The sequence below is a fragment of the Nocardia canadensis genome (assembly GCF_032656385.1).
GTDB classification, from domain to species: domain Bacteria; phylum Actinomycetota; class Actinomycetes; order Mycobacteriales; family Mycobacteriaceae; genus Nocardia; species Nocardia canadensis.
Genome location: NZ_JAVCWB010000002.1, coordinates 887,840 through 910,985, shown reverse-complemented (window position 1 = coordinate 910,985; position 23,146 = coordinate 887,840). Strand labels below are relative to the sequence as shown.

Here is a 23,146-nt window from a genome sequence, read left to right as displayed (position 1 = left end):
AAACCGGGGGAAGTTTCCGCGCGGGCGCAATCGCCGGTTAACATGTCGGCAAGGTCATGAGTACCAGTGCCAAGCCCCGGCTCGCTGGTCGGCAACCCTCCAGCTGCGGTGGGGTGCTCCGGGTGATGACCGGGCTCCCGAAGGCCGGGAGCAAGCGCGCATCGCAGGAGGCCCCCATGTGTTGTTGTCCGTCGATCCAACCCATCTGACGCGAAACACCGGCGAACAACCCTGGAGCTTTTCATGACCGACTCTGCCCTGCCCGAGAACTGGTCCTTCGAGACCAAGCAGATCCACGCGGGCCAGTCCCCCGACGCGGCCACCAACGCGCGGGCGCTGCCGATCTACCAGACCACCTCCTACACCTTCCGCGACACCGATCACGCCGCCGCGCTGTTCGGTCTCGCCGAGCCGGGCAACATCTACACCCGGATCATGAACCCCACCCAGGACGCCGTCGAGCAGCGCGTCGCCGCGCTCGAGGGTGGCGTCGCGGCGCTGCTGCTGGCCTCGGGCCAGGCCGCCGAGACCTTCGCGATCCTGAACCTGGCCAACGCGGGCGACCACATCGTGTCCAGCCCGCACCTCTACGGCGGCACGTACAACCTGTTCCACTACTCGCTGCCCAAGCTCGGCATCGAGGTCTCCTTCGTCGAGGATCCCGACGACCTGGCGCAGTGGCAGGCCGCCATCCGGCCCAACACCAAGGCGTTCTACGGCGAGACCATCGCCAACCCGAGCAGTGCCGTGTTCGACATCCCCGGCATCGCCGAGATCGCGCACAAGGCGGGCATCCCGCTGATCGTCGACAACACCGTCGCGACCCCGTACCTGATCCAGCCGCTGGCCCACGGCGCCGACATCGTCGTGCACTCGGCGACGAAGTACCTCGGCGGGCACGGTGCGGCGGTGGCCGGCGTGATCGTCGACGGCGGCACCTTCGACTGGACCGTGCGCGATGCCGACGGCAACGCCCGCTTCCCCGGCTTCACCGAGCCCGACCCCAGCTACCACGGCGCGGTCTTCGCCGACCTGGGCGCGCCCGCCTTCGCGCTCAAGGCGCGCGTGCAGCTGCTGCGCGACCTGGGCGCGGCGGTGTCGCCGTTCAACGCGTTCCTCATCGCCCAGGGCATCGAGACGCTGAGCCTGCGGGTCGAGCGGCACGTCGCCAACGCCGAGGCCGTGGCGAAGTTCGTTGCCGAGCAGCCGGGCGTCGAGGCCGTGCACTACGCCGGTCTCGAGTCCTCGCCGTGGTACGCGCGGGCCAAGCAGCTGGCCCCCAAGGGCGCGGGCGCGATCGTCGCGTTCGAGCTGCGCGGCGGCGTCGACGCGGGCAAGAAGTTCGTGGACGCGCTCAGCCTCCACAGCCATGTCGCTAACATCGGTGATGTGCGTTCTCTCGTGATCCACCCGGCGTCGACCACGCACTCGCAGTTGACGCCCGAGGAGCAGCTGGCCTCCGGCGTGACCCCGGGGCTGGTCCGGCTCGCCGTGGGCATCGAGGGCATCGACGACATCCTGGCGGATCTGCGCGCCGGTTTCGCGGCGGCGAACACGTGACTGTGAGCACCGAATCGCCGATCGCCCGTCCCGCAACCGGTGTGGCCCTGCTGCCACCGCCGGACGGGCGACTCGGCGTGGTCGCCATCGGGGACGTCGCGCTGGAGAACGGCGCCGTGGTCCCCGATGTGCGGCTGGCGGTGCAGCGCTGGGGCGAGCTCTCGCCCGCACTCGACAATGTGGTGCTCGTCGAACACGCCCTGACCGGTGACTCCCACGTCATCGCCAGCGCCGACAATGCCCAGCCCGGCTGGTGGGAGGGCATGGTCGGCCCCGGCGCGCCGATCGACACCGACGAGTGGTGTGTCATCGCGACCAACGTGCTCGGCGGCTGCAAGGGCAGCACCGGGCCGTCCTCGCTCGCGCCCGACGGCGCGCCGTGGGGTTCGCGGTTTCCCGACCTGACCATCCGCGACCAGGTCACCGCCGAGGCGCAGCTGCTCGATCTGTTCGGGATCGAGCGGCTGGCCGCCGTCGTCGGTGGATCGATGGGTGGCATGCGGGTACTGGAGTGGATCGTCGGACAGCCGGGGCGGTCGGCGGCCGCGCTGGTGCTGGCCGTCGGCGCCCGCGCCACCGCCGACCAGATCGGCACCCAGACCACCCAGATGGCCGTGATCACGGCCGACCCCGACTGGCAGGGCGGCGATTACCACGGCACCGGCCGCGCGCCGATGACCGGCATGGGCCTGGCCCGGCGCATCGCGCACCTGACCTACCGCACCGAAGGCGAGCTCGACCACCGCTTCACCAATCGTCCCCAGGGCGACGAGGATCCGTGGACGGGCGGGCGCTACGCGGTGCAGAGCTACCTCGAGCACCAGGCCGAGAAGCTGTGTCAGCGCTTCGATCCGGCCACCTATGTGCTGCTCAGCGAGGCCATGAACCGCCACGACATCGGTCGCGGCCGGGGCGGGATCGCCGCGGCGCTGGCCGCGACGACGGTGCCGGTCGTGGTGGGCGGCGTCGATTCCGATCGGCTCTACCCCCTGCACACCCAGGCCGAGCTGGCCGAGGGGCTGCCGGGCTGCGCCGGACTCGAGATCGTGCACTCGCGCGACGGGCACGACGGCTTCCTCACCGAGGCCGCCGCGGTGTCCAAGCTGCTCACCGAAACCATGCGGCTGGCCCGCGAGAACCGCTGACGGCCGGGCCTTTTCAGTCCCGTGTCGTCCCGGCCAGCAGGGTCATGATCGAGCGCACATAGGCCTGCAGCCGTTCGCGCGGATACTCCTCGGGTTCGCTGACCGCGAGCCTGCCGAGCATCTCGGCGACCGTGAGGGTCGAGTTCGCGAGCAGTGCCGCGTCCATCGCCGCCCAGCGCGGTGACATCGCGATGCCCACGCGGACAAGGGCTTCCGCGCGGGCCAGGATCTCTGCCCTGGCCGCCGTCAACGCCGCGCGATACTCGTCCGGCGCGCTCGCCGGGGTCGCCAGGATCAGCCGCCAGCGGGTCGGATTCGCCAGTGCCACACCGACGAACGCCTCGACGGTCGCCGAGGCGGCGGCGAGCGGCTCGGTGCCGACCAGGTTCTCCGGCAGAGTGTCGGCGATCTGCTCCAGACCGCGTTCACGTTCGCGTTCCAGCAGCGCCTCGACGAGTTCGGCACGGGTCTTGAACACGGTGTAGAGCACCGGCTTGCCGACGCCGGCCTCCTGCGCGACGGCCTCCATGCTCAGTTCGTGCAGTTCCCTGCGCTCGAGCACGGTGAACGCGGCGTCGAGGAGCTGGGCGCGGCGTTCGTCCGGTGGCAGGCGCGGGGCATAGCGGCGCCGCGGTGGTCGGTCCTGCGTCGCGGTCACGCGCTCCTCCTGTCGTCGCCTGGACGATACCCCGGTACCGGGCTCCCGGCACCAATCCTACGCAACCGTTGTATTCGTTTCGAGCAATTGCTACGGTGGTGTTGTATTCAATTGCGAGGGCTTCCTCGGCAACTGCAAAGGAGCAGGTGCAATGGCATTCGATGCGTCGACTCTGCGTCGCGACGACTACGGCTTCTTCGGCCCGGACTCCCCCACCTGGAAGGTGTGGGCGGCACCGACCGCGCTGATCGGGTTCCAGCGCGCGGTCACGCTCGAGCACTTCGACCCCTTCCTCACCGCCGCGGTGGCCGATTCGCACGGGATCTACGACAATCCCGCCACCCGCCTGGACCACACGCTGTCCTACTTCCTGCTGGTCGCGCTCGGCGACGGCCGCACCGCCATCCAGGCCGCCGAGCACCTGATGAAGGTGCACGCGCCGATGACCGGCATCGAACCGATCAGCGGCAAGCGCTACAGCGCCAACAGCCCCGATTCCCAGCTGTGGATCCACGTCACCGGTTGGCATTCGGTCCTCAAGGCCTACGAGATGTTCGGCCCCGGCCCGCTGAGTCCGGCCGAAGAGGACCGATACTGGGCCGAGTGCGTGATCGCCGCCGAACTCCAGACCTGCAAGCCCGCGGATGTGCCGCGCAATCGCGACGAGGTGCGCGCCTACTTCGCGCGGGTCCGACCGCAGTTGTGCGTCAGCGAGCGGGCCGTGCGGGCCATGCACTTCCTGCTGTGGCCGTCGGCGAGCAAGGGCATGACGTTCGCCGTCGGTGGCCGCGTGCTGTCGCTGGCGACGATCGCGACGCTACCCACCTGGATGCGCGAGCTCGGCCGGTTCGATCGGCCGGGCATCGTCGACGCGTCGGCGCGGCTTCCGTGGAAGGCGCTCGTGTGGGCCACCGCGCGCCGCGACAACCGCGGACTGATCCTGGCCAGCCCGTTCGTCGCGAAGACGACCGGACAGATCCTGGCCGCGCACGCCGCCGCCGCCCCGCCGCGCACCCGGTCGACGATCAGCCCCGCCGAAGCCCGTGAGCGCTACGGCAACACCGGCACCCGCAGCCTGTGGGAACAGCGGGTCGTCGAGTCCGCCTGATCGCGTCGACGGATCAGGACGCCGTCGCGTGCCTGGCCTTCTCGATGCGATTGATGTTCGTCTCGACCCACTCCCGCAGTGCCGCGATCGGCTCGCGCAGGCTGTGGCCGAGATCGGTGAGCGTGTACTCGACTCGCGGCGGCACCGTGGGATACACCGTGCGCGCGACGAATCCGTCGTGCTCGAGCTGACGCAGGGTCTGGGTGAGCATCTTCTGGGAGATGCCGTCGATGCGTCTGCGCAGATCGGTGTAGCGCAGGGTGCCCTCGGCGAGGGCGTCCACGATCAGCACCGTCCACTTGCCTGCGATGTGGTCGAGGACCTCGCGGGTGGGGCATTTGGCCGAGTAGACGTCGGCGGGCAGGCCGGTGGCCTCGTGAATCGTGCGCACCTCACCGAGTCTAACGCACAAAAAGGTGCCTACTTCCCAATGGAGAGCGACTCTCCGATAGTAGGAATCATGAACACACAGACACTTTCGGTCACCGAGGCCATCCGCACCCGTCGCACCGTCCGCCACTACCGGCCCGAGCCGCTCGATCCCGCACTGCTCGACGAACTGCTCGAGCTGGCCGTGCAGGCGCCGAGCGCCTGGAACATGCAGGACCGCTCGATCGTCGTCGTCACCAGCGAAGCGGGCCGCAAGGCGCTCTCGGCGGCGGCGTTCGGTCAGCCGCAGCCGCTGGAGGCGCCCGCGGTGCTGGTGTTCGTCGCCGATCCGACGGCCTGGACCGGCGCCAACGCCGATATCGCCGAGCAGGCGACGCGCAACGGGGCGTGGAACGAGCAGTTCCTGGCGAAGTTCGACTCGCGCGCCGACTATCACTCGATGCGCGAGCGCGGGCTGCTGCGCGAGAACGCCGTGAAGAACGCGATGATCGCGGCCACCTACGTGATGCTCGCCGCGACCGGGCTCGGACTCGACTCCGCGCCGATGAACGGTTGGGACGAAGCGCTGGTCAAGCAGGCGATCGGCATCGACGCCGACGCCGAGACCGCGATCGCGGTCATGGTCGCCGTCGGCTACGGCGCGGGCACGCCGCCGCACCCCGGCCGCAGGCCGCGGGAGCGCGCGGTGTTCACCGAGCGCTATCTCAGCTGACGCCCAGGGTGTTGATGGTGGCGGCGAGGAAGACGATGGCGCTGCCGAGCGCGGTCAGGGTGGCCACGTCGAACGGACGACTGCGGACGGCGAGCAGGCCGACCTGCACCGTCGGCAGGCACAGCCGGAAGGCGGCGGCCACCAGGGCCGCGCTGCCGAAGATGATCGCGCCGCGCCGCCACCGATCCCAGGCGACGAACACGATCGCGACCAGGATCAGCGCGCTCACCACGGTCATCGGCAGGTGACTGCGCAGGTACTGCTCCCCCGCGCTCAACCGCACGACCCGATGCTTCCCGGTCGTCTCCACCTTGTTCACGGCCCCGATTGTTCCAGACGCGGCCGCGCGGCGGGCGGCCCGCGCCCGATCGGTGGGGCGAACCGGGCGCGCGAGCCCGGCATGACAGAGTGATGCGCTGTGCTGCACCTGATCTTTCACAACCCCGTGATCCCGCCCAACACCGGCAACGCGATCCGGCTGGCCGCGGGGACCGGTTGCGCGCTGCATCTGATCGAGCCGCTCGGCTTCGACCTCTCGGAGTCGAAACTGCGCCGGGCCGGGCTGGACTATCACGACCTCGCGGTGGTGACGGTGCATCCCGACCTGGCCACGGCGTGGGCGGCCATCGCGCCGGACCGGGTGTTCGCGTTCACCACCCAGGCCACCACCCGCTTCACCGAGGTCGCCTACCGCGACAACGACGCCCTGCTGTTCGGCACCGAACCGACCGGCCTGCCCGCCGAGGTCCTCACCGACCCACACATCACCGACCAGGTCCGCATCCCGATGCTGCCCGGCCGCCGCTCGATGAACCTGTCCAACGCCGCGGCGGTCGCGGTGTACGAGGCCTGGCGCCAACTGGGCTTCCCCGGCGCCGTATAGCAGTCGCTCGAGCGCGACACGAGCGAGGGAGCCGATCGCGAATCGATCCTGAGCGCGCTGGACGACGCCCGTGGCGAGTGAGGAGTACGTGCTCGACGCCTCGACCGCCTCGACCGCGTTGCTGCGCAAGGACGCCGTCGGGACCGCCGTCGGACGGCTGATCGAGGCCAGCACCTGCCACGCGCCACATCTCATCGATGCCGAAGTCGGTAATGTGCTGCGCCGCCATGAGCGCGAGGGCCTGATCGACCCCGATACCGCCACGATCGGCCTGCGCATGCTGGCGACGATGGTCGATCGGCGCTATGCCACCAGGGATGGCTCAGCGAGCAGGACTGGCTGCTCCGTCACACGATCACCTTCTACGACGGCCTCCACGCCGCGCTGGCGGCACGACTCGATGTTCCACTGCTCACAGCGACGCGCCGCTCAGCAGAACACCCGGATTGCCGTGCCGGGTCGAAGTCATCGACTGAGCTCCGGCGTCAGTCGTCGATGTCGAAACGCTTGAAGCGGGAGGTGGCGCCGCCGGTCAAGCGCACCGCCGATTTGGCGACGCCGAAGTGGTCGGCGAGGAGTTCGATGGCGGCCTTGTTGGCCTTGCCCTCGACGGCCGGGGCGCGGACGTAGAGGGTGAGGGTGCCGTCGTCGGCGACTTCGACCAGTGGGCCTTTACGGCTGTTCGGTTTGATCGTCGCCCGTACGGTCGGCATCGGTCGGTTCCTCCTCGGGTGTCTGCGCGGCCGCAGGGGTTTTCGCGACGGGCGGTGCGGGGCGGCGACGGCGCAGCGCGGTCCGCAGCACCAGCCAGATCACCCCGCCGAGGACGGCGAGGAAGCCGAGCCACGGCACCGCCTTGCCCGCGAAGACGACGGCGTCGTGGAGCCAGTCGATCAGCGAGTTCCACCCGGCGACGATGCCGTCCCAGAAGTTGTCCGGATCGCCGGGGGCGTCCTTGTCGTCGGCGGTGAAGGTGAGGGTGAGCGTGGACAGCGCGACCTGGTCGTCGAGGGAACGCTTCTGCGCGGTGAGACTGTCGAGTTCGCCCTGCCTGCTGGCCAGCGCCTCCTCGGCGGCGATCAGGTCGGCGGTGTTGGTCGCGCCCGCCATGAGCGCGCGCAACCGGTCGACCGAGGCGCGCAGGGCGCTGATCCGGGCGTCGAGGTCCTGCCACTGCATGGTGACGTCGTCGCGATTGGTGCTCACCCTGGTGACGGTGCCGACCCCGTCGAGCCCGGTGATGAAGGCATCGGTCTTGTCCGCGGGAACCCGCACGCTGAGCACGGCGCGCGGCGCGCGGTCGTCGGTACCCGGCTGTTCGGTGCGGCTGTCGATCCGCCCACCGAGCACACGCACCTGCTCGGTGACCTGCGCCGCCGCGCCGATCGGATCACCCGAGGTGACATCGACCGACCCGGTGATCACCTCTTTGCGGTCCGAATCCGGTGGCGCCGGACTCTCTTTCGCCGGCGCCCCCTCCCGATACCCCGGCGCCACCGCCGCGGCGGGGCCCGAGATCGTCGGCGAGGACGCGTGATCGGCCGGACTCTCGCTCACGTCGTTCCCACACCCGGCCAGCAATACCAGCCCGAGCACCCCGACCATCACCACCGCAAGCTTGCGCATGATCGCAGCGTAATGCGCGAGTGGCCCGAGCGGGCCCACCCGCGGATCTACACGTCGGCGGGCAGGACGCGGAACGCGTCGGCGAGGTCGAGCCGAAGGCCCTCGTACTCGGCCCGGATGAGCTGGGCCGCGGCGAGATCGCGGTGCACGAGCTGGTCCAGCTCGGCGAGATCACCGCAGTCGCAGGTCAGTGAGTTCGGTGGGCGTAGCGGTCGAGTTCGGCGAGGCGGTCGTCGAGGCGGGGGTGGGTGGCGAGCAGGGTGGGGACCTCGGTGAGGTAGGCGGAGCCGGGAAACGTCGAACGGTCGTACACGAGTCGCAGGACGTGGCGGAAGTCGTCGAGGTAGCCGAGGTCGACGACAACGCGGTCGGCCAGGAATTCGAGGCGCTGCGACAGCCGGGGCCGGATCAGCGGCTGGAGAGCGGCCAGAGCCAGGGCGAGTGCGGAACCCCAGGGGCCGAGCAGCAGTGCGAGTGCCGCGAAGAGCAGGCAGGCGGCGGTGCCGTAGGCCAGGACGGCCGGGGCCGCGAGCAGCGTGGTCGCGGCGGCCACACCGAGAGCGGAATAGCGCAGGGCGGCGATCACGCGGTTCGAGAATCGCAACAGGCGCGGGTGCAACGGAACCATCAACCGGTCCGCCGGCGCGAAAACAGCGCGTACCAGCCACTCGAATGGCCACCGATACCACCGGATCACCGACCGCCAAGTGGCGGTGCCCTGCAGGCGATGCCCGAGTTCGTGGGCGATCAGCGCTTCGAGCTGCCGCTCGGTGAAAGCCTCGACGGCAGCGCGGGTGACACTGACATAGCCGCTGGCGTTGACGGCTCCGTTGACGGCCTCGGAACGCATGACCCACACCGTGGTCGTGGCGGCGGGCACACCGGCGGCCTCGGCGACCCGCGCCCACGCGCGGTTCACCCGGTCGTGTTCGTCCGGCAGGTCCCGTTCCGACGACAGCGCCATCGCCCCCAGCAGGAGCCGGCGCCAGCCCAGCATCACCGGGCCCGACGCCACCCACAGCACGGCGACCAGCACCGCGACCCAGTTCGCCGACAGCGCCGCGATTCCCACCAGCAGCCAACCGCTCAGCACGATCGATGGCAGCGACGCCAGCAGATCCACCACGGCCCAGTGGTAGCCCTGCCGGTAGGTCACCGACAGTGCGTTCAGTTCGGAGTGCGACATGCGGCCCCCACGATTCGATGCTCCACTTCCTTGATACCGCAGCGATTCCCGGATGTCCGGCATCGATTCGGCAGTGGTTCAACGGAAGTCGCGGGAGCGGGCGGCGATGGTGAGGTCGAGGTGTTCGAGGTGGTCGGCCAGGACACTGGCCGCGCCCTCGGCGTTCTGGACGCGGCCGCGGATCAGCAGTGCGGTCGCGTTCTGGGCCAGCCGGCGGTAGCGGGCCCACAGACCCACCGAGCAGATGACATTGACCATGCCGGTCTCATCTTCCAGGTTGAGGAAGGTGACGCCCGCCGCGGTGGCTGGACGCTGCCGGTGGGTGACCGCGCCCGCGACCAGGATGCGGGTGCCGTCTTCGACGAGCAGCAGGTCGGCGGCCGGGACGACACCGAGCGAGTTCAGGTGCGCGCGCAGGAATTCGGTGGGATAGCTGCCGGGCGAGATGCCGCTGGCCCAGACGTCGGCGGCGGCGAGTTCGAGTGCGCTCATGCCGGGCAGGGACGGGGCGACGGTCGCCGGTCCGGTACCGGGCAGCAGGTGCGGACGCTCGCCCGCCGCGGCACCCGCGGCCCACAGCGCGGCCCGGCGCACGCTGCTGCCGCGCCCGGTGACCGGGCGTTCGTCCGCCCGATCGGCCGACTCCGCCGGTACGCGCACCGTCGCACCCGCTCGATCCACCGGCGTGACATCGTCGACCGCGCGCGCGGCGGCTCGACTCGTCCCGGTCGCGGCACCGCGAAGTCGCTGCTCGCCGGACCAGGGCACCGCATCGACCAGGCGGTCCAGCGCCCCCGCGGTGGCCAGTGACTCCGCCTGGGCGACAGTCAGTTCCACGCGTCCGGTGAGGTCGAGCATCGACGTGAACGGGCCCGCCTCGGTGCGCTCGGCGACGATCCGCTCGGCGAGATCGGTGCCGATGTGGCGGACGCCGGACAGGCCGAGCCGGATCTCGGTGCCCACGTTCTCCAGGGTGGCCTCGGCCAGGCTGGCGTTGATGTCGGGCCCGTGCACCAGCACACCATGGCGGCGGGCGTCGGCGACCAGCGACTGCGGGGAGTAGAAGCCCATCGGCTGGGCACGCAGCAGTCCGGCGCAGAACGCGGCCGGATGATGCAGCTTGAACCAGGACGAATAGAACACGATCGAGGCGAAGCTCTGCGAATGACTCTCCGGGAAGCCGAAATTGGCGAAGGCGTAGAGCTTCTCGTAGATCCGGTCGGCGACGGCGCCGGTGATGCCGTGCAGGTCGCGCATGCCCTGGTAGAGACGGTCCTTGAGCCGTTCCATCTTCTCCGGTGAGCGCTTGGAGCCCATCGCGCGGCGCAGCTGGTCGGCTTCGGCGGGGGTGAACCCGGCGACGTCGACCGCCATCTGCATCAGCTGCTCCTGGAACAGCGGGACGCCCAGCGTGCGTTCGAGCGAATTCTCCAGCGCCGGATGGTCGTAGACGACCTTCTCCAGCTTGTTGCGCCTGCGGATGTACGGGTGCACCGACCCGCCCTGGATGGGACCGGGCCGGATCAGCGCCACCTCCACCACCAGGTCGTAGAAGGTGCGCGGCTTCAGCCGGGGCAGCGTCGCCATCTGCGCGCGCGACTCCACCTGGAACACCCCGATCGAGTCGGCGCGCTGCAACATCTCGTAGACGGCGGGTTCGGCGAGATCGAGCGCGTGCAGTTCGACCTCCTCGCCCTTGTGCTCACGCACCAGGTCGATCATGTAGTGCAGCGCCGAGAGCATGCCGAGGCCGAGCAGGTCGAACTTCACCAGGCCGACGGCGGCGCAGTCGTCCTTGTCCCACTGCAAGACGCTGCGCCCCGCCATCCGCGCCCACTCCACCGGGCACACGTCGGCGATCGGCCGATCGCAGATCACCATGCCGCCGGAGTGGATGCCCAGATGCCGGGGCAGGCCGTCGAGCTCGCCGGCGAGCTCGAGCACCGGTGCCGGGATATCGGTGCCCTGCTCCGCCGACACCCCCGACCAGCGGCTCACCTGTTTGCTCCAGGCGTCCTGCTGCCCCGGCGAGAAGCCCAGCGCCCGTGCGGCATCGCGCACCGAGGACTTGCCGCGATAGGTGATGACGTTGGCCACCTGGGCGGCGTAGTCGCGGCCGTACTTGGCGTAGACGTGCTGGATGGCCTCCTCGCGCCGATCGGACTCGATGTCGACGTCGATGTCGGGCGGGCCGTCGCGTTCGGTGGACAGGAAGCGTTCGAACAGCAGCTCGTTGCGCACCGGGTCGACATTGGTGATGCCGATGGCGTAGCAGACCGCGGAGTTGGCGGCCGAGCCCCGGCCCTGGCACAGGATGTCGCTGCGCTTGCAGAAGTCGACGATGTCGTGCACCACCAGGAAGTACCCGGGGAAGGTCATCTTCTTGATCACCGCGAGCTCGTGCTCGATCTGCGCGTACGCCTTCGGATTCCGCTCCGGCGGACCATAGCGCTCGGCCGCGCCGCGATAGCTCAGCTCGCGCAGCCACGAATCCTCGTCGTGCCCGGCGGGGACCTCGAACGGCGGCAGTTTCGGGGCGATCAGGCGCAGGTCGAAGGCGCACTCGCGCGCCAGTTCCGCCGCGTTGGCCACCGCGTGCGGGTACTCGGCGAACAGCGCGGCCATCTCCGCGCCGGAGCGCAGATGCGCGCCGCCGGTGGACGGGAGCCAGCCCGCCATCGCGTCCAGGCTGCTCCTGGACCGGATCGCGGCCAGTGCCATGGCCCGGCGACGCTGGGCGGGCGAGGCGAAGTGCGCGCCGGTGGACGCCAGGACCGGCAGTCCGAGGCGGTCGGCGAGCGCGACCAGGTACTCGTTGCGCTCGTCGTCGGTGGCGATGCCGTGGTGGGTGAGTTCGACGCTCACCCGGTCGGCGCCGAAGCGTTCGATCAGCTCACGCAGCGCCGCTTCGGCTTTCGGCAGCCGGGTGTCGCCCGCGCGCAGGTCCTGTTCCATGGCCAGGCGCAGATGCCCCTTCCGGCACCCGGTCAGAATGTGCCAGTGACCCGCAGCGGCGGCGGTGAGCGTGTCGAGGTCGTAGCGCAGGACGCCTTTCTCCCCGGCCGCCATGTGCGCCGCCGACATCTGCCGCGACAGCAGGCGATACCCTTCCTGCCCGCGCGCCAGCACCAGCAGGTGCGGCCCGTTCGGGTCGGGAGTCCCCGTGCGCGGCAGCGCGTCCGGGGCGTCGGCGTGGCCGCCGACCGCACCCCGGGGATCACCGATCGGCCGCAGCCCGCCCCGGGGAACAGAACGGCGCCTGACCGCATCCCCTCGGCCAGGCGCCGCCTCCGCATCGGTTCCCAGTGACAGTTCGGCACCGAAAACCGTTGGCATTCCCCATTCTCTGGCCGCCTCGGCGAACCGGACGGTCCCGTAGAACCCGTTGTGATCGGTGAGCGCGAGCGCCTCGAGCCCCAGGCGCACCGCCTCCTCCACCAGTTCCTCCGGCTGACTCGCGCCGTCGAGGAAGCTGTAGGCGGAGTGAGCGTGCAGCTCGGCGAAGGGCACCGTCGACACGGTGGGCCTGGCGATCGAGTTCGCCTCGTACGCACCGCGTTTGCGCGACCAGGCCGGGCTGTCACCGCCGTCGCCGGGATGCATCTCCTCGGCGGGACGGCGGGACGGCCTGCCCGACAGCACCCGTTCCAGTTCCGACCAGGTCGGCGGACCGTTGCTCCAGCCCACGCGCCCACTCCTCTCACGGCCCCCGCATCACCCGCACCTCCCACTCGATCGCGGTTGCCCGACCCCTCAACTCGCGGGCAAACGCTCCATCGATTGCGACTCCAGCGCGGCCTCCACATGCCCCAGACCCGACCGGATCACCGCGCCGTAGGCATCGTTGGCGAGCACGTCCAGGTGCCCGCGCGCGATGGTCAGCTGCATCCGCGCCATGTCGAAATCACCGACGCGACGGTGACTGTCGGCCAGATTCAGATACAGCGAGGGCAAGAATCCGCGCAGTCCCTCGTCCAGCGGGACGCCCGGCCCGAACACCGCGGCCAGCGCCCGCTGATCCCAGAGCAGCGCGCCCTCCGGCAACTCCTGCACATCCGCCAGGTGATGCGCGATCACGCAGCGATGCAACGGGTCGCCGCCTTCCCCTACCTCGTCCCAGAGCCTGGTCAGCGCCGCGCGCGCCGCCTCCGGGTCGCCACCGCCGAGCCGCACCGCGGCATAGATATCCGCCATCCGATCGTCCGCCATGTGGCCCAGTATCGCACATACGTTCGAATGTTGGCGAGAGGAGTTCGAACATATTTTCGAGTTTTTCGCCGGGCCTGGTCCCGGAACTTACTTTGGAGTAAGTTCGAGGGAACGAGCTGCAAAGGAGCAGTGATGTCACAGGTTTCTCCCGGTACACAGGGCCGTCGCGGTCGGCGGCGGCACGATCTGACCGGCAGTCATGTCGTGATCACGGGCGCGTCGTCCGGGATCGGGCGCGCCGCCGCGCTGGCGGTCGCCGACAAGGGCGCCGTGGTCTTCCTCCTCGCCCGCCGCGGCGACGAACTGGGCGCCGTGGTCGCCGAGATCGTCGACGCGGGCGGCCGGGCCCACGGCTATCAGTGCGACGTCACCGACGCCGAGTCCGTCGAGTCGACCGTCGAGGCGATCCTCGACCAGCACGGCCACGTCGACATGCTGGTGAACAACGCGGGCCGGTCCATCCGCCGCGCGATCCACCGGTCCACCGATCGCCTGCACGACTTCGAGCGCACCATGGCGGTCAACTACTTCGGCGCGCTGCGGATGACGCTGGCGCTGCTGCCGCAGATGCGCGAACGCGGCTTCGGTCACATCGTCAACATCTCCAGCGCCGGCGTGCAGGTCGCCACCCCGCGCTTCTCCGCCTACCTCGCCAGCAAGGCGGCGCTGGACAAGTTCACCGAGGTCGCCGCCGTCGAAACCCTGGCCGACGGCGTCACTTTCACCACCATCCACATGCCGCTGGTGCGCACCCCGATGATCGCGCCGAGTGGCGACCAGGGCCCCTCCGAATCACCGGAGTGGGCCGCCGCCACCATCGTCCGCGCCCTCACCGAGCGCCCCAAGCGCATCGACGTCCCGCTCGGCACCTTCGCCGAGTACGGCGCGCTGCTCACCCCCAAGCTGCGCGACCGCATCCTGCACCGCTACTACCGCGCCCTGCCGGACTCCCCCGCCGCCAAGGGCGAATCGGTCGACCCCGCCGAACCGGCCGTCGAACCGACGGCGCTGCGAACGGAGCCGAAACCGAAGTCGGCGGCGCGCAAGGCCACCGGCAGCGCCCTGCGACGCGCCGCGCGCTGGGTGCCGGGCACCCATTGGTGAGTCGCGCGAAAGCTACTGTGTAGCAGCAGAATTCGCCCGATTTCCCGAGTTCGTGGCGACGCGGTCGGCGTAGCCTGGAGCCATGGCGGCGAATCACTCGGGCCCTGCGACGGTCGAGACCATCGGTAACGATTTCTACGACGATCCGCACTCCTACTATCGCCGATGGCGGGAGCGCGGGATCGTGCATCGGGTGCGGTTTCCGGACAACATCGTCCGGTGGGTGGTCCTCGACTACGCGGTGGGCCGGGCCCTGCTGGCGGATTCGCGGCTGCACAAGGGCATCGCGGAACTCGCGGCGACCATGGCGAGCCGGACGGGGACGCTGGTCGACAACCGGGCGCTGGTGCTGTCCGATCACATGCTCAACACCGACGAGCCGGGGCACACCCGGCTGCGCAAACTGGTGAACAAGGCCTTCACCACCCGGCAGGTGGCGGTGCTGCGACCGCGCATCCAGGAGATCACCGACGCGCTGCTCGACGGATTCGCCGCCGAGGACGAGGTAGACCTGATGGCCGCCTTCGCCACTCCGCTTCCGGTGGCGGTGATCTGCGAGCTGCTGGGCGTACCGTTCGCGGACCGCGACCGTTTCCAGGCCTGGACCCGACTGCTCGTCGGCGTGCACCGGCTCACCCAGGACGGCGCCACCGCCGCGATCGAGATGCACACCTACCTGTCGGACTTGGTGCGCGCCAAGCAGGAGCGGCCCGCCGACGATCTGCTCTCGCGGCTGGTGCTCGCCGACGACGACGGCGACCGCCTCACCGACCAGGAGCTGGTGGCGATGGCGTTCCTGCTGCTCGTCGCCGGACACGAGACCACGGTCAATCTGATCGGCAACGGCACCCTCGCGCTCCTGCGCGCGTCCGAACAGTGGCGGGCGCTGCTCGACGATCCCGCCGGCGTGCCCGCGGCGGTCGAGGAGTTCCTGCGCTTCGACGGCCCGGTGAACATGTCCACCGAGCGCGTCACGGCCGAGCCGATCACGGTGGGCGACATCGAGATTCCCGCGGGCGAGTTCGTCCACGTCGCGCTCGTCGCGGCCAACCGTGACCCGCACCGGTTCCCCGACCCCGATGATCTCCGGGTCGACGGCGCGGCGAACGGCCACCTCGCCTTCGGCCACGGCATCCATTTCTGTGTCGGCGCGCCGCTGGCCCGGCTGGAGGCCGAGATCGCCTTCACCGCGCTGCTTTCCCGTTTCCCCGCCCTGACGCTCGCCCCCGACGCCCACGATCCGCGGTATCAGACGAGCACCCTCATCCGCGGACTGACCGAACTACCGGTGCGCCTGCACTGACAGTTCCTCCACCGCGGCGGTTTCCAGGTAGGTGGCCGGTTTCGGCGCGCCGCCACAGCTGGCCTTGCGGGGCGGAGCGGGGACCGTGCGGGCGGTGACGCGCCAGCGGCGGCCGTCGCGATGGGTGACGACGGCGGCGCCGGCCAGGGTCGGGTCGGCGGTGTGGCTCGAATCGGGCTCGACGACCAAGGCGTCGGCGGGCAGGGCCGGGAACCGCTCGCGGACAGCGACTTCGGCGAGCTGGCCGATCGGGTCGTAGCAGCTGCGGCCGCGCAGGCCGGTGAGCGAGACGGCGCCGGTGTCGGCGGCGGCGAGCATGGCCTCGGCGGCGTCGGCGTCGACGCGGCCGTAGGTGAGACCGGACGGGAGCAGGACGACGGCGGGGGCGAAGCGGTGGCCGCCGGTGTGCGAGGCCTCCCAGACGCGGTCGGGATGGGCGGCGCCCAGGGTGGCGGCGATCGGGCGGCCGAGCCGGGCGCAGCACTGGTCGCGTTTGCCGTGCGCGCACACCAGGACCAGCGGCTCGTCCACGCGCGCACCGATTCCCGGCGGTGGGCCGTCGACCAGATGCAGGTCGATGTCGAGGAGCTGACGCAGGTCGGTGATCTCGAACCGCTCGCACCAGGAACCCTCGGGGCGCGAGCTGACCAGCAGCACGGTGCGGGTGCCGGTGAACTCGTTGCGGCCGGGACGGCGGATGAGGGTCGGGCGGACCTTCGCGGCGGTGGTGCGGGCGGCCAGTTCGGCGGTGATCTCCGGGCCGAGCACCTCGTCGCCGATCACGTCGTGGCCCCAGGCACCGGGATGCTCGATGCACAGCCAGCCGGTGACATGTGCCGCGGTGCCGAGCAGGGACAGCTCCGTCGCGGCCACCGAGCACGACATGCTCTCGAACGGGTTCATGACGGCTCCTTCCACGACCGATGTCCGGCCGATCCGGAACAGGCGTCGTTTCACTGTAGAACCGGCGCCGGAGCCAGCGGTAAGGGCACCCTGTGTTCGGTCATTCGTAGACGCCCTCGGCGTGCCAGGCGGCGGCGTCGTAGACGAGCAGCACGGCCCTGATCTCGGTGGGTTCGGCGTCGAGCTGGACCTGGGCGCGGGCGGCCGGACCCGCCTGCTCGGCGGCGGCCCACCAGCGCTCGTCCACCGGCCACGGGCCCGCCCAGCCGAGCAGTGCCCACTGCCTGCGACCCCAGTGCAGGCGGGCCGGGTCGGCGGTGAACAGGCCGCGGTCGGTGACCTCGACGGCGGTGCCGTCGGCGGCGGTCAGGTGCACGATGGGCCGGTGCAGGAGCAGCAGTGTCGGCGCGGGCTCGGGGAGCCGGCCGGGCCAGGGCTGAGACGGGTCGGCGGCCGGGGTGAGCTCGTCGCCGAGGGCGATCATGGTGATCCGCTCGGCGGGACCGCGCCCGCCGCTGAGCACGCCGACGCGCACCGCTTCGCCGCCGAGCAGGCCCTGCACCCGGACCAGCGCGCGGCGGGCCCGTTCGGTCTCCTCGCCCTCCCCGCCCCACAGGCCGAGTTGCAGCGCACCCGCCGCGACCACCTCGACCGGTTCCAGGCGCAGCGCGACGATCGGCGCGGTCGGGCGATCGCGATGGGTGAGCCAGCCGTCGAGCTGCCAGCGGATGCGGTCGGCGGTGTCGAGCGGGGTGAGCGGGCGCGCGCAGCGCCAGATCCGCGAGAGTTCCTCCCCCGCCTCGGTGCGCGCGGTGACGGCCAGCCGGGTGCAGGCGACACCCGCGGCGGTGAGGGCGGTGTGCAACCGGGTCGCGAGGGTGCGGCCGGCGAAAGCGGCGGCGTCGACCCGGTCGATCGGCGGATCGCAGTCGAGGTCGACGCTCAGCTCCGGCGGTGGCCTGCGCGCGGAGGGCGCCCGCTCCGGCAGGGCGCGGGCGAGGCGGTGGGCCAGCACCGCGTCGGCGCCGAAGCGGGAGGCGACGTCGGCGGGGGTGAGCCGGGCGAAGTCGCCGACCCGGCGTAATCCCAAGCGGTGCAACAGGTCGACCAGATCGGCGCGTTCCGGCGGGGCCAGCGCGGATTCGGCCGCCAGCTCGGCCACCGGGAGCGGCGCCAGATAGCGGGCGCCGCCGCCGACCGGGACGAACGCGGCGCGGCGGGCCGCGAGCACCGCGGTCGACAGGGCGTCGGCGATGCCGATCTGGGCCTCGGCGCCCGCCACCGCCACGGCGTCGATCAGCTGGACCGCCGCCGCTTCCTCGGAACCGAAAAACCTGGTGGCGCCCCGCGCGCCGAGCACCAGCAGGCCAGGGCGCAGCACTTCGACACCGGGCACCGTCGCGTCGACCGCGCAGGCGATCGGTTCGAACAGCCGGGCGTCCCGGTCCGGATCGGCCTGGGCGACCACCAGATCGGGGCAGCGCGACTGCGCCTCCCTGCGGGTCACGCCCTCGCGCACACCCTCGGCCCTGGCGATCGCCGACGCCGACACCACCCGGTTCCCGTGCAGCACCGCCACCGGACGATCCGCGGGCACCCCCGCCGCCGCGGCCGCCGCCACCGCGGGCCAGTCCGGACACAGCAACGCCAGCACGCGCTCGGCCCGCGTCATCGGCTGTCCCCGACGCGACGACCGTCGGCGGCCGGATGTCCACCGCTGGTCAGCGTTCGCCACCGGCGGGGGAACCGCCCCGGCCGACCGCCGGGATGCGGCTCCGGCGCGGAACCACCGGTCGAGGCCGATGACAGCCTCGGCGCCGTCGCCACTGTCGTCGCAGGCTCGGGGCACACCGTGATCGGTCGAGCCGCCGTGCGGCGGCCCGGGCTCGGCGGGGCCGTCGGGCAGGCGATCGGCGCCTGACCGGATGGCCGCCGCCGGCCGGTCACGACACGGCCTCCCGCAGGTCGGCCGCCGCGCGGGTCTCCGCTTCGCGGGCGAGCCATTCGGTGCGACCGGCCTTGGCGCACAGGTCTATCCGGCCGTGCCGGGGTGGGCCCGCCTTGGCGCTGACGCGCACGTCCAGGCAGACCGAACGCAGGCGGCCGCGGCCCGGGCCGAGACCGCGATAGCCGGTGACGCGGGTGTCCAGGCGCAGCGACGGATTGGTCCAGGTACCGCCCGCGACGACCAGGGTGGCGCCGCGGTTGCGGGCGCGGGCGGCGAGGACCCGGCAGCGGGCGGGTGGGACGGCGACGCCGTCGAGCCCGAGGACGACCAGATCGAGGCCGTCGAGCAGGACGGCGGCCACCTCGCCCGGATCGGGGCCGGGATCGGGGATCACGGCCAGCCGGGACAGCTGCGCGCCCATCTCGGCGGCGGCCAGCAAACCCAGCCGGGGCAGGCCGACCACCGCGGCGTGGCCACCGGCTCCGGTCACCGCGGCGAGCAGACCGGACAGCAACGAGTGCGCGCCGGTATAGGCGACCACGGCACCCTTGGGCAGGCCACCCTCGGGCAACAGTTCGGCGAGCGGCGCGGGCACCGGCAACAGATCGCGGCGTAATGGCTGTTCACGGGGGATGTGCCCGGTGGCGGACTCGCCCCGGCCCGGTACCGCGGCCATCCGCCTGCGCAGTTCGTCGAGCGTGCGCGCCCGGGCCGCCACCTCGGGCGACAACGCATCCGAACCCATCAACACCACCTACTTCCACGATGGACCCGCGAGCGGAGAACCGCCCAGCACCGGAACGGCAGCACCGTTTCAGCTATCGATCGTATTCGAATATACGTTCGATCGCGACCAGGGTGACACCCACCCCCGCCCCGTGTCCACAGCGGGCCCCCTTATACCCGCGCGTCGTGATACCGGCCAGTCATCGGCATATTCGACTACCCTCGCACCCGTGACCGAACGTGCTCGTCCCCATATCGGCCCCGACTACCTCGTCGCGGGTCGCTACCGCCTGCAGTCGAAATTGGGCGGCGGTGGCATGGGCGCGGTCTGGCTCGCGACGGACCGGTTGCTGAACCGTGAGGTCGCGATCAAGCAGGTGCTCTCCACGGCCGGATTGAGCGAGGCCGAGGCCGAGCGCATCCGCAGCAGCATCGTGCACGAGGGCCGGGTGGCGGCCAAGCTGTCGCACGAGCACGCGATCGCCGTCTACGACGTGGTGATCGAGGCGGGCGAACCCTGGCTCGTCATGGAGTACTTACCCTCGCGCAGCGTGGCCAAGGCGCTCACGCTGTTCGACACGCTGCCCGCGGTCGAGGTCGCCCAGATCGGCGCGCAGGTGGCCGACGCGCTCGCCGCCGCGCACGCCGCAGGCATCGTGCACCGCGACATCAAGCCGGGCAACATCCTCGTCGCCGATCGCGGTCCCGATCTCGGCAAGGCCAAGCTCAGCGACTTCGGCATCTCGCGCGGCGCGGGCGACACCCACGGCGACGACCCGGAAGGCACCATCACCGGCACCCCCGCCTACCTGCCGCCCGAGGTCGCCCGCGGCGCCCAGCCCACCGAGGCCAGCGACGTGTTCTCCCTCGGCGCCACGCTCTACACCGCGCTGGAGGGCCAGCCGCCGTTCGGTTTCGACGACGACGAGAACGATGTCGTCACCCGGGCCGCGATGGGCCGGATCATCCCGCCCAGCCGCAGCGGCATCCTGACCCAGCCGCTGCTGCACATGCTCGAACCGGCCCCGCAGCGCCGCCCGACGATGGCCCAGGCGCGCGACGAGATCCTCACCGCCGCCTTCGGCCCCGGCACCGCCGCCTACATCCTCGGCGTGCCGCTGCGCACCGAGGACGGCACCATCCCGTCCTGGGCCGCCCGCAACTCCGCCAGCGGCCTGCGCAGCCCGCATTCCGCCCCGCTGCCGCGCCCGCAGCGCGCCCCGCTGGCCGCCGCCCAGGCACCGGCCCAGCGCAGCGGCAGCTTCGTCGACAACCTGCCCAACGGGGCGCCGCTGGCCATCGGCGCCGGCGTGCTGATCGGCCTGGTCATCCTGATCGCGATCATCATCGCGGTGATGTGATCACTCGATCCGGCGGCGATGGGCCCATCGGGTCAGCGCGTTGCGATTGGACTGCTGGGTCTTGCGCAGCACGTTGGAGGCGTGGGTTTCCACCGTCTTCACCGAGATGAACAGGGTCTCGGCGATCTCGCGGTAGGTGTAGCCACGGGCCAGCAGGCGCAGGACCTCGAGCTCGCGCGGAGTGAGCGAGTCCAGCTCGGGATCGAGCGGCGGCTCGGGCACCGGCGATCGGCCCGTGAACGAGTCGAGGACGAAACCGGCCAGCCGCGGACTGAACACGGCGTCACCCCCGGCGACGCGGCGGATGCCGTCGGCCAGTTCGGCGCCGGAGATCGTCTTGGTGACATACCCGCGCGCGCCCGCCCTGATCACCGCGATCACGTCCTCGGCGGCATCGGACACGCTCAGCGCCAGGCACACCGGGCCGTCGGCGATCCCGGTCAGCACCGCGACACCGCCACCGTCGGGCATGTGCACGTCCAGCAGCACCACATCCGGTTTGGCCGCGTCGATCCCCGCGACCGCCTCGGCCACCGCGCCCGCCTCGCCGACGACCTCCATGTCGGTCTCGCGGCTCAGTTCGGCGCGCACGCCGGACCGGAACACCGCGTGATCGTCGACCAGGAACACCCGAACACTCACTGACAGCTCACTCTCATCCCACCGGCGATCGACTTGTTCTCATCGGTACCACACGACCGTGAATGTCGGTTCGGACCGAGGCATCGGGCCCACGAATATCGCTCGGGGGCAGCCGTTGCGGATCGCTCATGCCTCGGGCGGGCGCGGCGCGTCGGCCGGGGCGGCGTCGGCGGCCGGGTCCGAGGTGCCGGAGTCCGAGCGCGGCATCACTATGCGCACCTCGGTGCCGCGACCGATGGTCGAGTCGATGACGGCGGTGCCGCCGCGGCGTTCGACGCGGGCGCAGATCGACTTCGCGACACCGCGCCGGTCGGCGGGCACGGCCGAGGTGTCGAAACCGGCGCCGCGGTCGCGGACGAAGATGCTCACCTGATGCGGTTCGGTCTCGGCGAACAGGTCGATCTCGGGGACGCCCGCGTGCTTGGCCGCGTTGACCAGCGCTTCCCGGCTCGCGCCGAGCAGCGCGGTGAAGTGTTCCTTCGGCAGGCCCGCGCCGGTGTCACCGGGGTCCATCGCCACATCGCCGACGGTCACCGGGGTGACCTTCACCCCGTGCTGGTCCTCCACCTCACCGGCGATGGTGCGCAGCGCGGCGGCCAGGCTGGACTGGGCGGGGGCGGTGTCGTCGAACAGCCACTTGCGCAGTTCGCGTTCCTGGCTGCGGGCCAGGCGCAGGACCTCCTGCGGGTCCTCGGCCTGCCGCTGGATCAGCGCGAGGGTCTGCAGCACCGAATCGTGCAGGTGCGAGGCGATCTCCTCGCGCTCCTCGTTGCGGATGCGGGCGCCGCGCTCGGCGTTGAGCGCGCGGACCATGCGCAGCCACAGCGGCACCGTCAGCAGGCCCGCGCCGACCAGCGTGACCGCGACCGCGATCAACGCCGATCCGAGCGAACTCAGGTCGATCCTGGCCAGCACCACCACGCCGAGGCCGACCACGATCAGCGTCGCCCCGGCCACGATCCGCGACCAAGTGACCACCGACGGCCGCGCGGGCAGCCCGAACAGCGCGCGAGGTCCGGGCGCGGCGACGTCGTACTCGCGCCAGACCAGCGCGGCACCGACCGCGACCACCACGATCGGGGCGATCACCTTCGCGGCGGTGCCCTGGAACAGCCAACCCACGGTGACCGCGAGACCGAGGCCGAGCAGGGCCAGGCCGATCGCCTGCCTGCGCTCGTCGCCGGTCGGTTTGGCCGCGTCGTTGCCGCCCGGGGTGAAGATCCACAGCAGCCCGTAGGCCACCAGGCCCGCGCCGACCAGGGCCGACAGCAGCACGAACGCCATCCGCACCTTGAACACGTCGACGCCGAGATGATCGGCCAGCCCACCGGCGACGCCACCGACCACCCGGCCACCGGTCCGGCGGACCAGTCGCGGGGTCTCCGGCAGCGGCGGGCCGACGGGCTCGGGGCCCGGCGTCGGCAGCACGCCCGGCCGGTAACCCCGCGGCACGCCGTACCCCGACGGCGTCGGGTACCCGGCCGGGTAGTAGCCGGGCGCGGGGCGAAACTGCGGCTGCGGGACGTAGGGGTGCGGTGTGCCGTAGACAGCTTGGCCGTTGCCGAGCGCCCGTGCGACGAAGCGCTGCGGGCCCTTCGGGTGCCGGTGTCCGCCCGGGTTCATCGCGGCGCCGGGGCCACCGGGATAGCGGGGTGCGCTGTTCGGCGGCGGGGTGGCGTTGT

General features: G+C 71.3%; 22 protein-coding genes and 1 riboswitch. Of the genes, 9 read left to right on the top strand and 13 right to left on the bottom strand.

The genetic code is table 11. The annotated features are described in order from the left end of the window. Window positions 1-52: 52 nt before the first annotated feature. A riboswitch (SAM riboswitch) is annotated at window positions 53-163 on the top strand. Window positions 164-243: 80 nt separating this feature from the next. Then, complete coding sequence (locus Q7X29_RS07365) at window positions 244-1,560, top strand: bifunctional o-acetylhomoserine/o-acetylserine sulfhydrylase (RefSeq protein WP_218717344.1); 1,317 nt, start codon at window positions 244-246, stop codon at window positions 1,558-1,560. Next, complete coding sequence (metX, locus tag Q7X29_RS07360) at window positions 1,557-2,705, top strand: homoserine O-acetyltransferase MetX (protein ID WP_218717343.1); 1,149 nt, start codon at window positions 1,557-1,559, stop codon at window positions 2,703-2,705. The genes Q7X29_RS07365 and metX overlap by 4 nt, the downstream gene beginning before the upstream one ends. Before the next feature lie 13 nt (window positions 2,706-2,718). Here metX and Q7X29_RS07355 read toward each other — a convergent pair whose 3' ends face one another. Continuing rightward, on the bottom strand, window positions 2,719-3,363 hold the full coding sequence (locus Q7X29_RS07355; RefSeq protein WP_316573608.1) for a TetR/AcrR family transcriptional regulator: 645 nt from the start codon (window positions 3,361-3,363) through the stop codon (window positions 2,719-2,721). 151 nt (window positions 3,364-3,514) lie between these two features. On the opposite strand from Q7X29_RS07355, the gene Q7X29_RS07350 reads away from it, so the two are divergent. Beyond that, window positions 3,515-4,471 carry an oxygenase MpaB family protein gene (locus Q7X29_RS07350; RefSeq protein ID WP_316573607.1) on the top strand — a complete coding sequence of 319 codons (957 nt, stop codon included), beginning with the start codon at window positions 3,515-3,517 and terminating at the stop codon, window positions 4,469-4,471. 13 nt (window positions 4,472-4,484) lie between these two features. Here Q7X29_RS07350 and Q7X29_RS07345 read toward each other — a convergent pair whose 3' ends face one another. After that, complete coding sequence (locus Q7X29_RS07345) at window positions 4,485-4,862, bottom strand: winged helix-turn-helix transcriptional regulator (protein ID WP_316573606.1); 378 nt, start codon at window positions 4,860-4,862, stop codon at window positions 4,485-4,487. Window positions 4,863-4,931: 69 nt separating this feature from the next. On the opposite strand from Q7X29_RS07345, the gene Q7X29_RS07340 reads away from it, so the two are divergent. Further along, a complete protein-coding gene (locus Q7X29_RS07340) occupies window positions 4,932-5,573 on the top strand; it encodes a nitroreductase family protein (RefSeq protein WP_218717340.1) in 642 nt (213 codons plus the stop codon). Here the strand turns inward: Q7X29_RS07340 and Q7X29_RS07335 are convergent. After that, the gene (locus Q7X29_RS07335) at window positions 5,566-5,892 is read right to left on the bottom strand and encodes a DUF3017 domain-containing protein (protein ID WP_316573605.1); all 327 of its coding nucleotides are present in this window, start codon (window positions 5,890-5,892) and stop codon (window positions 5,566-5,568) included. The genes Q7X29_RS07340 and Q7X29_RS07335 overlap by 8 nt on opposite strands. A gap of 99 nt (window positions 5,893-5,991) precedes the next feature. On the opposite strand from Q7X29_RS07335, the gene Q7X29_RS07330 reads away from it, so the two are divergent. Both Q7X29_RS07330 and Q7X29_RS07325 read left to right on the top strand, forming a co-directional pair. Further along, window positions 5,992-6,456, top strand: coding sequence for a tRNA (cytidine(34)-2'-O)-methyltransferase (locus Q7X29_RS07330; RefSeq protein WP_218717339.1), 465 nt, complete (start codon window positions 5,992-5,994; stop codon window positions 6,454-6,456). Between the two features lie 88 nt (window positions 6,457-6,544). After that, a complete protein-coding gene (locus Q7X29_RS07325) occupies window positions 6,545-6,967 on the top strand; it encodes a type II toxin-antitoxin system VapC family toxin (RefSeq protein ID WP_316573604.1) in 423 nt (140 codons plus the stop codon). Here the strand turns inward: Q7X29_RS07325 and Q7X29_RS07320 are convergent. The 5 genes from Q7X29_RS07320 to Q7X29_RS07300 all read right to left on the bottom strand — a co-directional run bounded on the left by Q7X29_RS07320 (window position 6,942) and on the right by Q7X29_RS07300 (window position 13,477). Continuing rightward, entirely contained in the window at window positions 6,942-7,169 is a 228-nt protein-coding gene (locus Q7X29_RS07320) for a DUF167 domain-containing protein (protein ID WP_218717337.1), read from the bottom strand. The genes Q7X29_RS07325 and Q7X29_RS07320 overlap by 26 nt on opposite strands. Next, on the bottom strand, window positions 7,129-8,082 hold the full coding sequence (locus Q7X29_RS07315; RefSeq protein ID WP_218717336.1) for a DUF4349 domain-containing protein: 954 nt from the start codon (window positions 8,080-8,082) through the stop codon (window positions 7,129-7,131). Before Q7X29_RS07315 ends, Q7X29_RS07320 begins: the two co-directional genes overlap by 41 nt. A gap of 187 nt (window positions 8,083-8,269) precedes the next feature. Further along, the gene (locus Q7X29_RS07310) at window positions 8,270-9,268 is read right to left on the bottom strand and encodes a M48 family metalloprotease (RefSeq protein WP_218717335.1); all 999 of its coding nucleotides are present in this window, start codon (window positions 9,266-9,268) and stop codon (window positions 8,270-8,272) included. Between the two features lie 78 nt (window positions 9,269-9,346). Continuing rightward, the gene (locus Q7X29_RS07305) at window positions 9,347-12,955 is read right to left on the bottom strand and encodes an error-prone DNA polymerase (RefSeq protein WP_316573603.1); all 3,609 of its coding nucleotides are present in this window, start codon (window positions 12,953-12,955) and stop codon (window positions 9,347-9,349) included. A gap of 66 nt (window positions 12,956-13,021) precedes the next feature. Then, window positions 13,022-13,477: a hypothetical protein gene (locus tag Q7X29_RS07300; protein WP_218717333.1), complete on the bottom strand. Its 456-nt coding sequence runs from the start codon at window positions 13,475-13,477 to the stop codon at window positions 13,022-13,024. A gap of 132 nt (window positions 13,478-13,609) precedes the next feature. On the opposite strand from Q7X29_RS07300, the gene Q7X29_RS07295 reads away from it, so the two are divergent. Both Q7X29_RS07295 and Q7X29_RS07290 read left to right on the top strand, forming a co-directional pair. Next, window positions 13,610-14,581 carry an SDR family NAD(P)-dependent oxidoreductase gene (locus Q7X29_RS07295; RefSeq protein WP_316573602.1) on the top strand — a complete coding sequence of 324 codons (972 nt, stop codon included), beginning with the start codon at window positions 13,610-13,612 and terminating at the stop codon, window positions 14,579-14,581. An 82-nt stretch (window positions 14,582-14,663) separates the two neighbouring features. Then, complete coding sequence (locus Q7X29_RS07290; protein ID WP_316573601.1) at window positions 14,664-15,884, top strand: cytochrome P450 family protein; 1,221 nt, start codon at window positions 14,664-14,666, stop codon at window positions 15,882-15,884. Here Q7X29_RS07290 and Q7X29_RS07285 read toward each other — a convergent pair. The 3 genes from Q7X29_RS07285 to Q7X29_RS07275 form a co-directional block, all read right to left on the bottom strand. Continuing rightward, entirely contained in the window at window positions 15,864-16,787 is a 924-nt protein-coding gene (locus Q7X29_RS07285) for a sucrase ferredoxin (protein ID WP_218717330.1), read from the bottom strand. The two genes, Q7X29_RS07290 and Q7X29_RS07285, sit on opposite strands and share 21 nt — an antisense overlap. 100 nt (window positions 16,788-16,887) lie before the next feature. Continuing rightward, the gene (locus tag Q7X29_RS07280; RefSeq protein WP_316573600.1) at window positions 16,888-18,459 is read right to left on the bottom strand and encodes a DNA polymerase Y family protein; all 1,572 of its coding nucleotides are present in this window, start codon (window positions 18,457-18,459) and stop codon (window positions 16,888-16,890) included. Between the two features lie 271 nt (window positions 18,460-18,730). Further along, window positions 18,731-19,480 carry a hypothetical protein gene (locus Q7X29_RS07275; protein WP_218717328.1) on the bottom strand — a complete coding sequence of 250 codons (750 nt, stop codon included), beginning with the start codon at window positions 19,478-19,480 and terminating at the stop codon, window positions 18,731-18,733. 211 nt (window positions 19,481-19,691) lie between these two features. On the opposite strand from Q7X29_RS07275, the gene Q7X29_RS07270 reads away from it, so the two are divergent. After that, on the top strand, window positions 19,692-20,822 hold the full coding sequence (locus Q7X29_RS07270) for a serine/threonine-protein kinase (protein WP_218717327.1): 1,131 nt from the start codon (window positions 19,692-19,694) through the stop codon (window positions 20,820-20,822). On the opposite strand, the gene Q7X29_RS07265 is transcribed toward Q7X29_RS07270, so the two are convergent. Both Q7X29_RS07265 and Q7X29_RS07260 read right to left on the bottom strand, forming a co-directional pair. After that, window positions 20,823-21,464: a response regulator gene (locus Q7X29_RS07265; protein ID WP_374104838.1), complete on the bottom strand. Its 642-nt coding sequence runs from the start codon at window positions 21,462-21,464 to the stop codon at window positions 20,823-20,825. 126 nt (window positions 21,465-21,590) lie between these two features. Continuing rightward, window positions 21,591-23,087 (bottom strand): ATP-binding protein, encoded by a 1,497-nt coding sequence (locus Q7X29_RS07260; protein ID WP_316573712.1) that lies wholly within the window; start codon window positions 23,085-23,087, stop codon window positions 21,591-21,593. Between the last annotated feature and the right edge of the window lie 59 nt (window positions 23,088-23,146).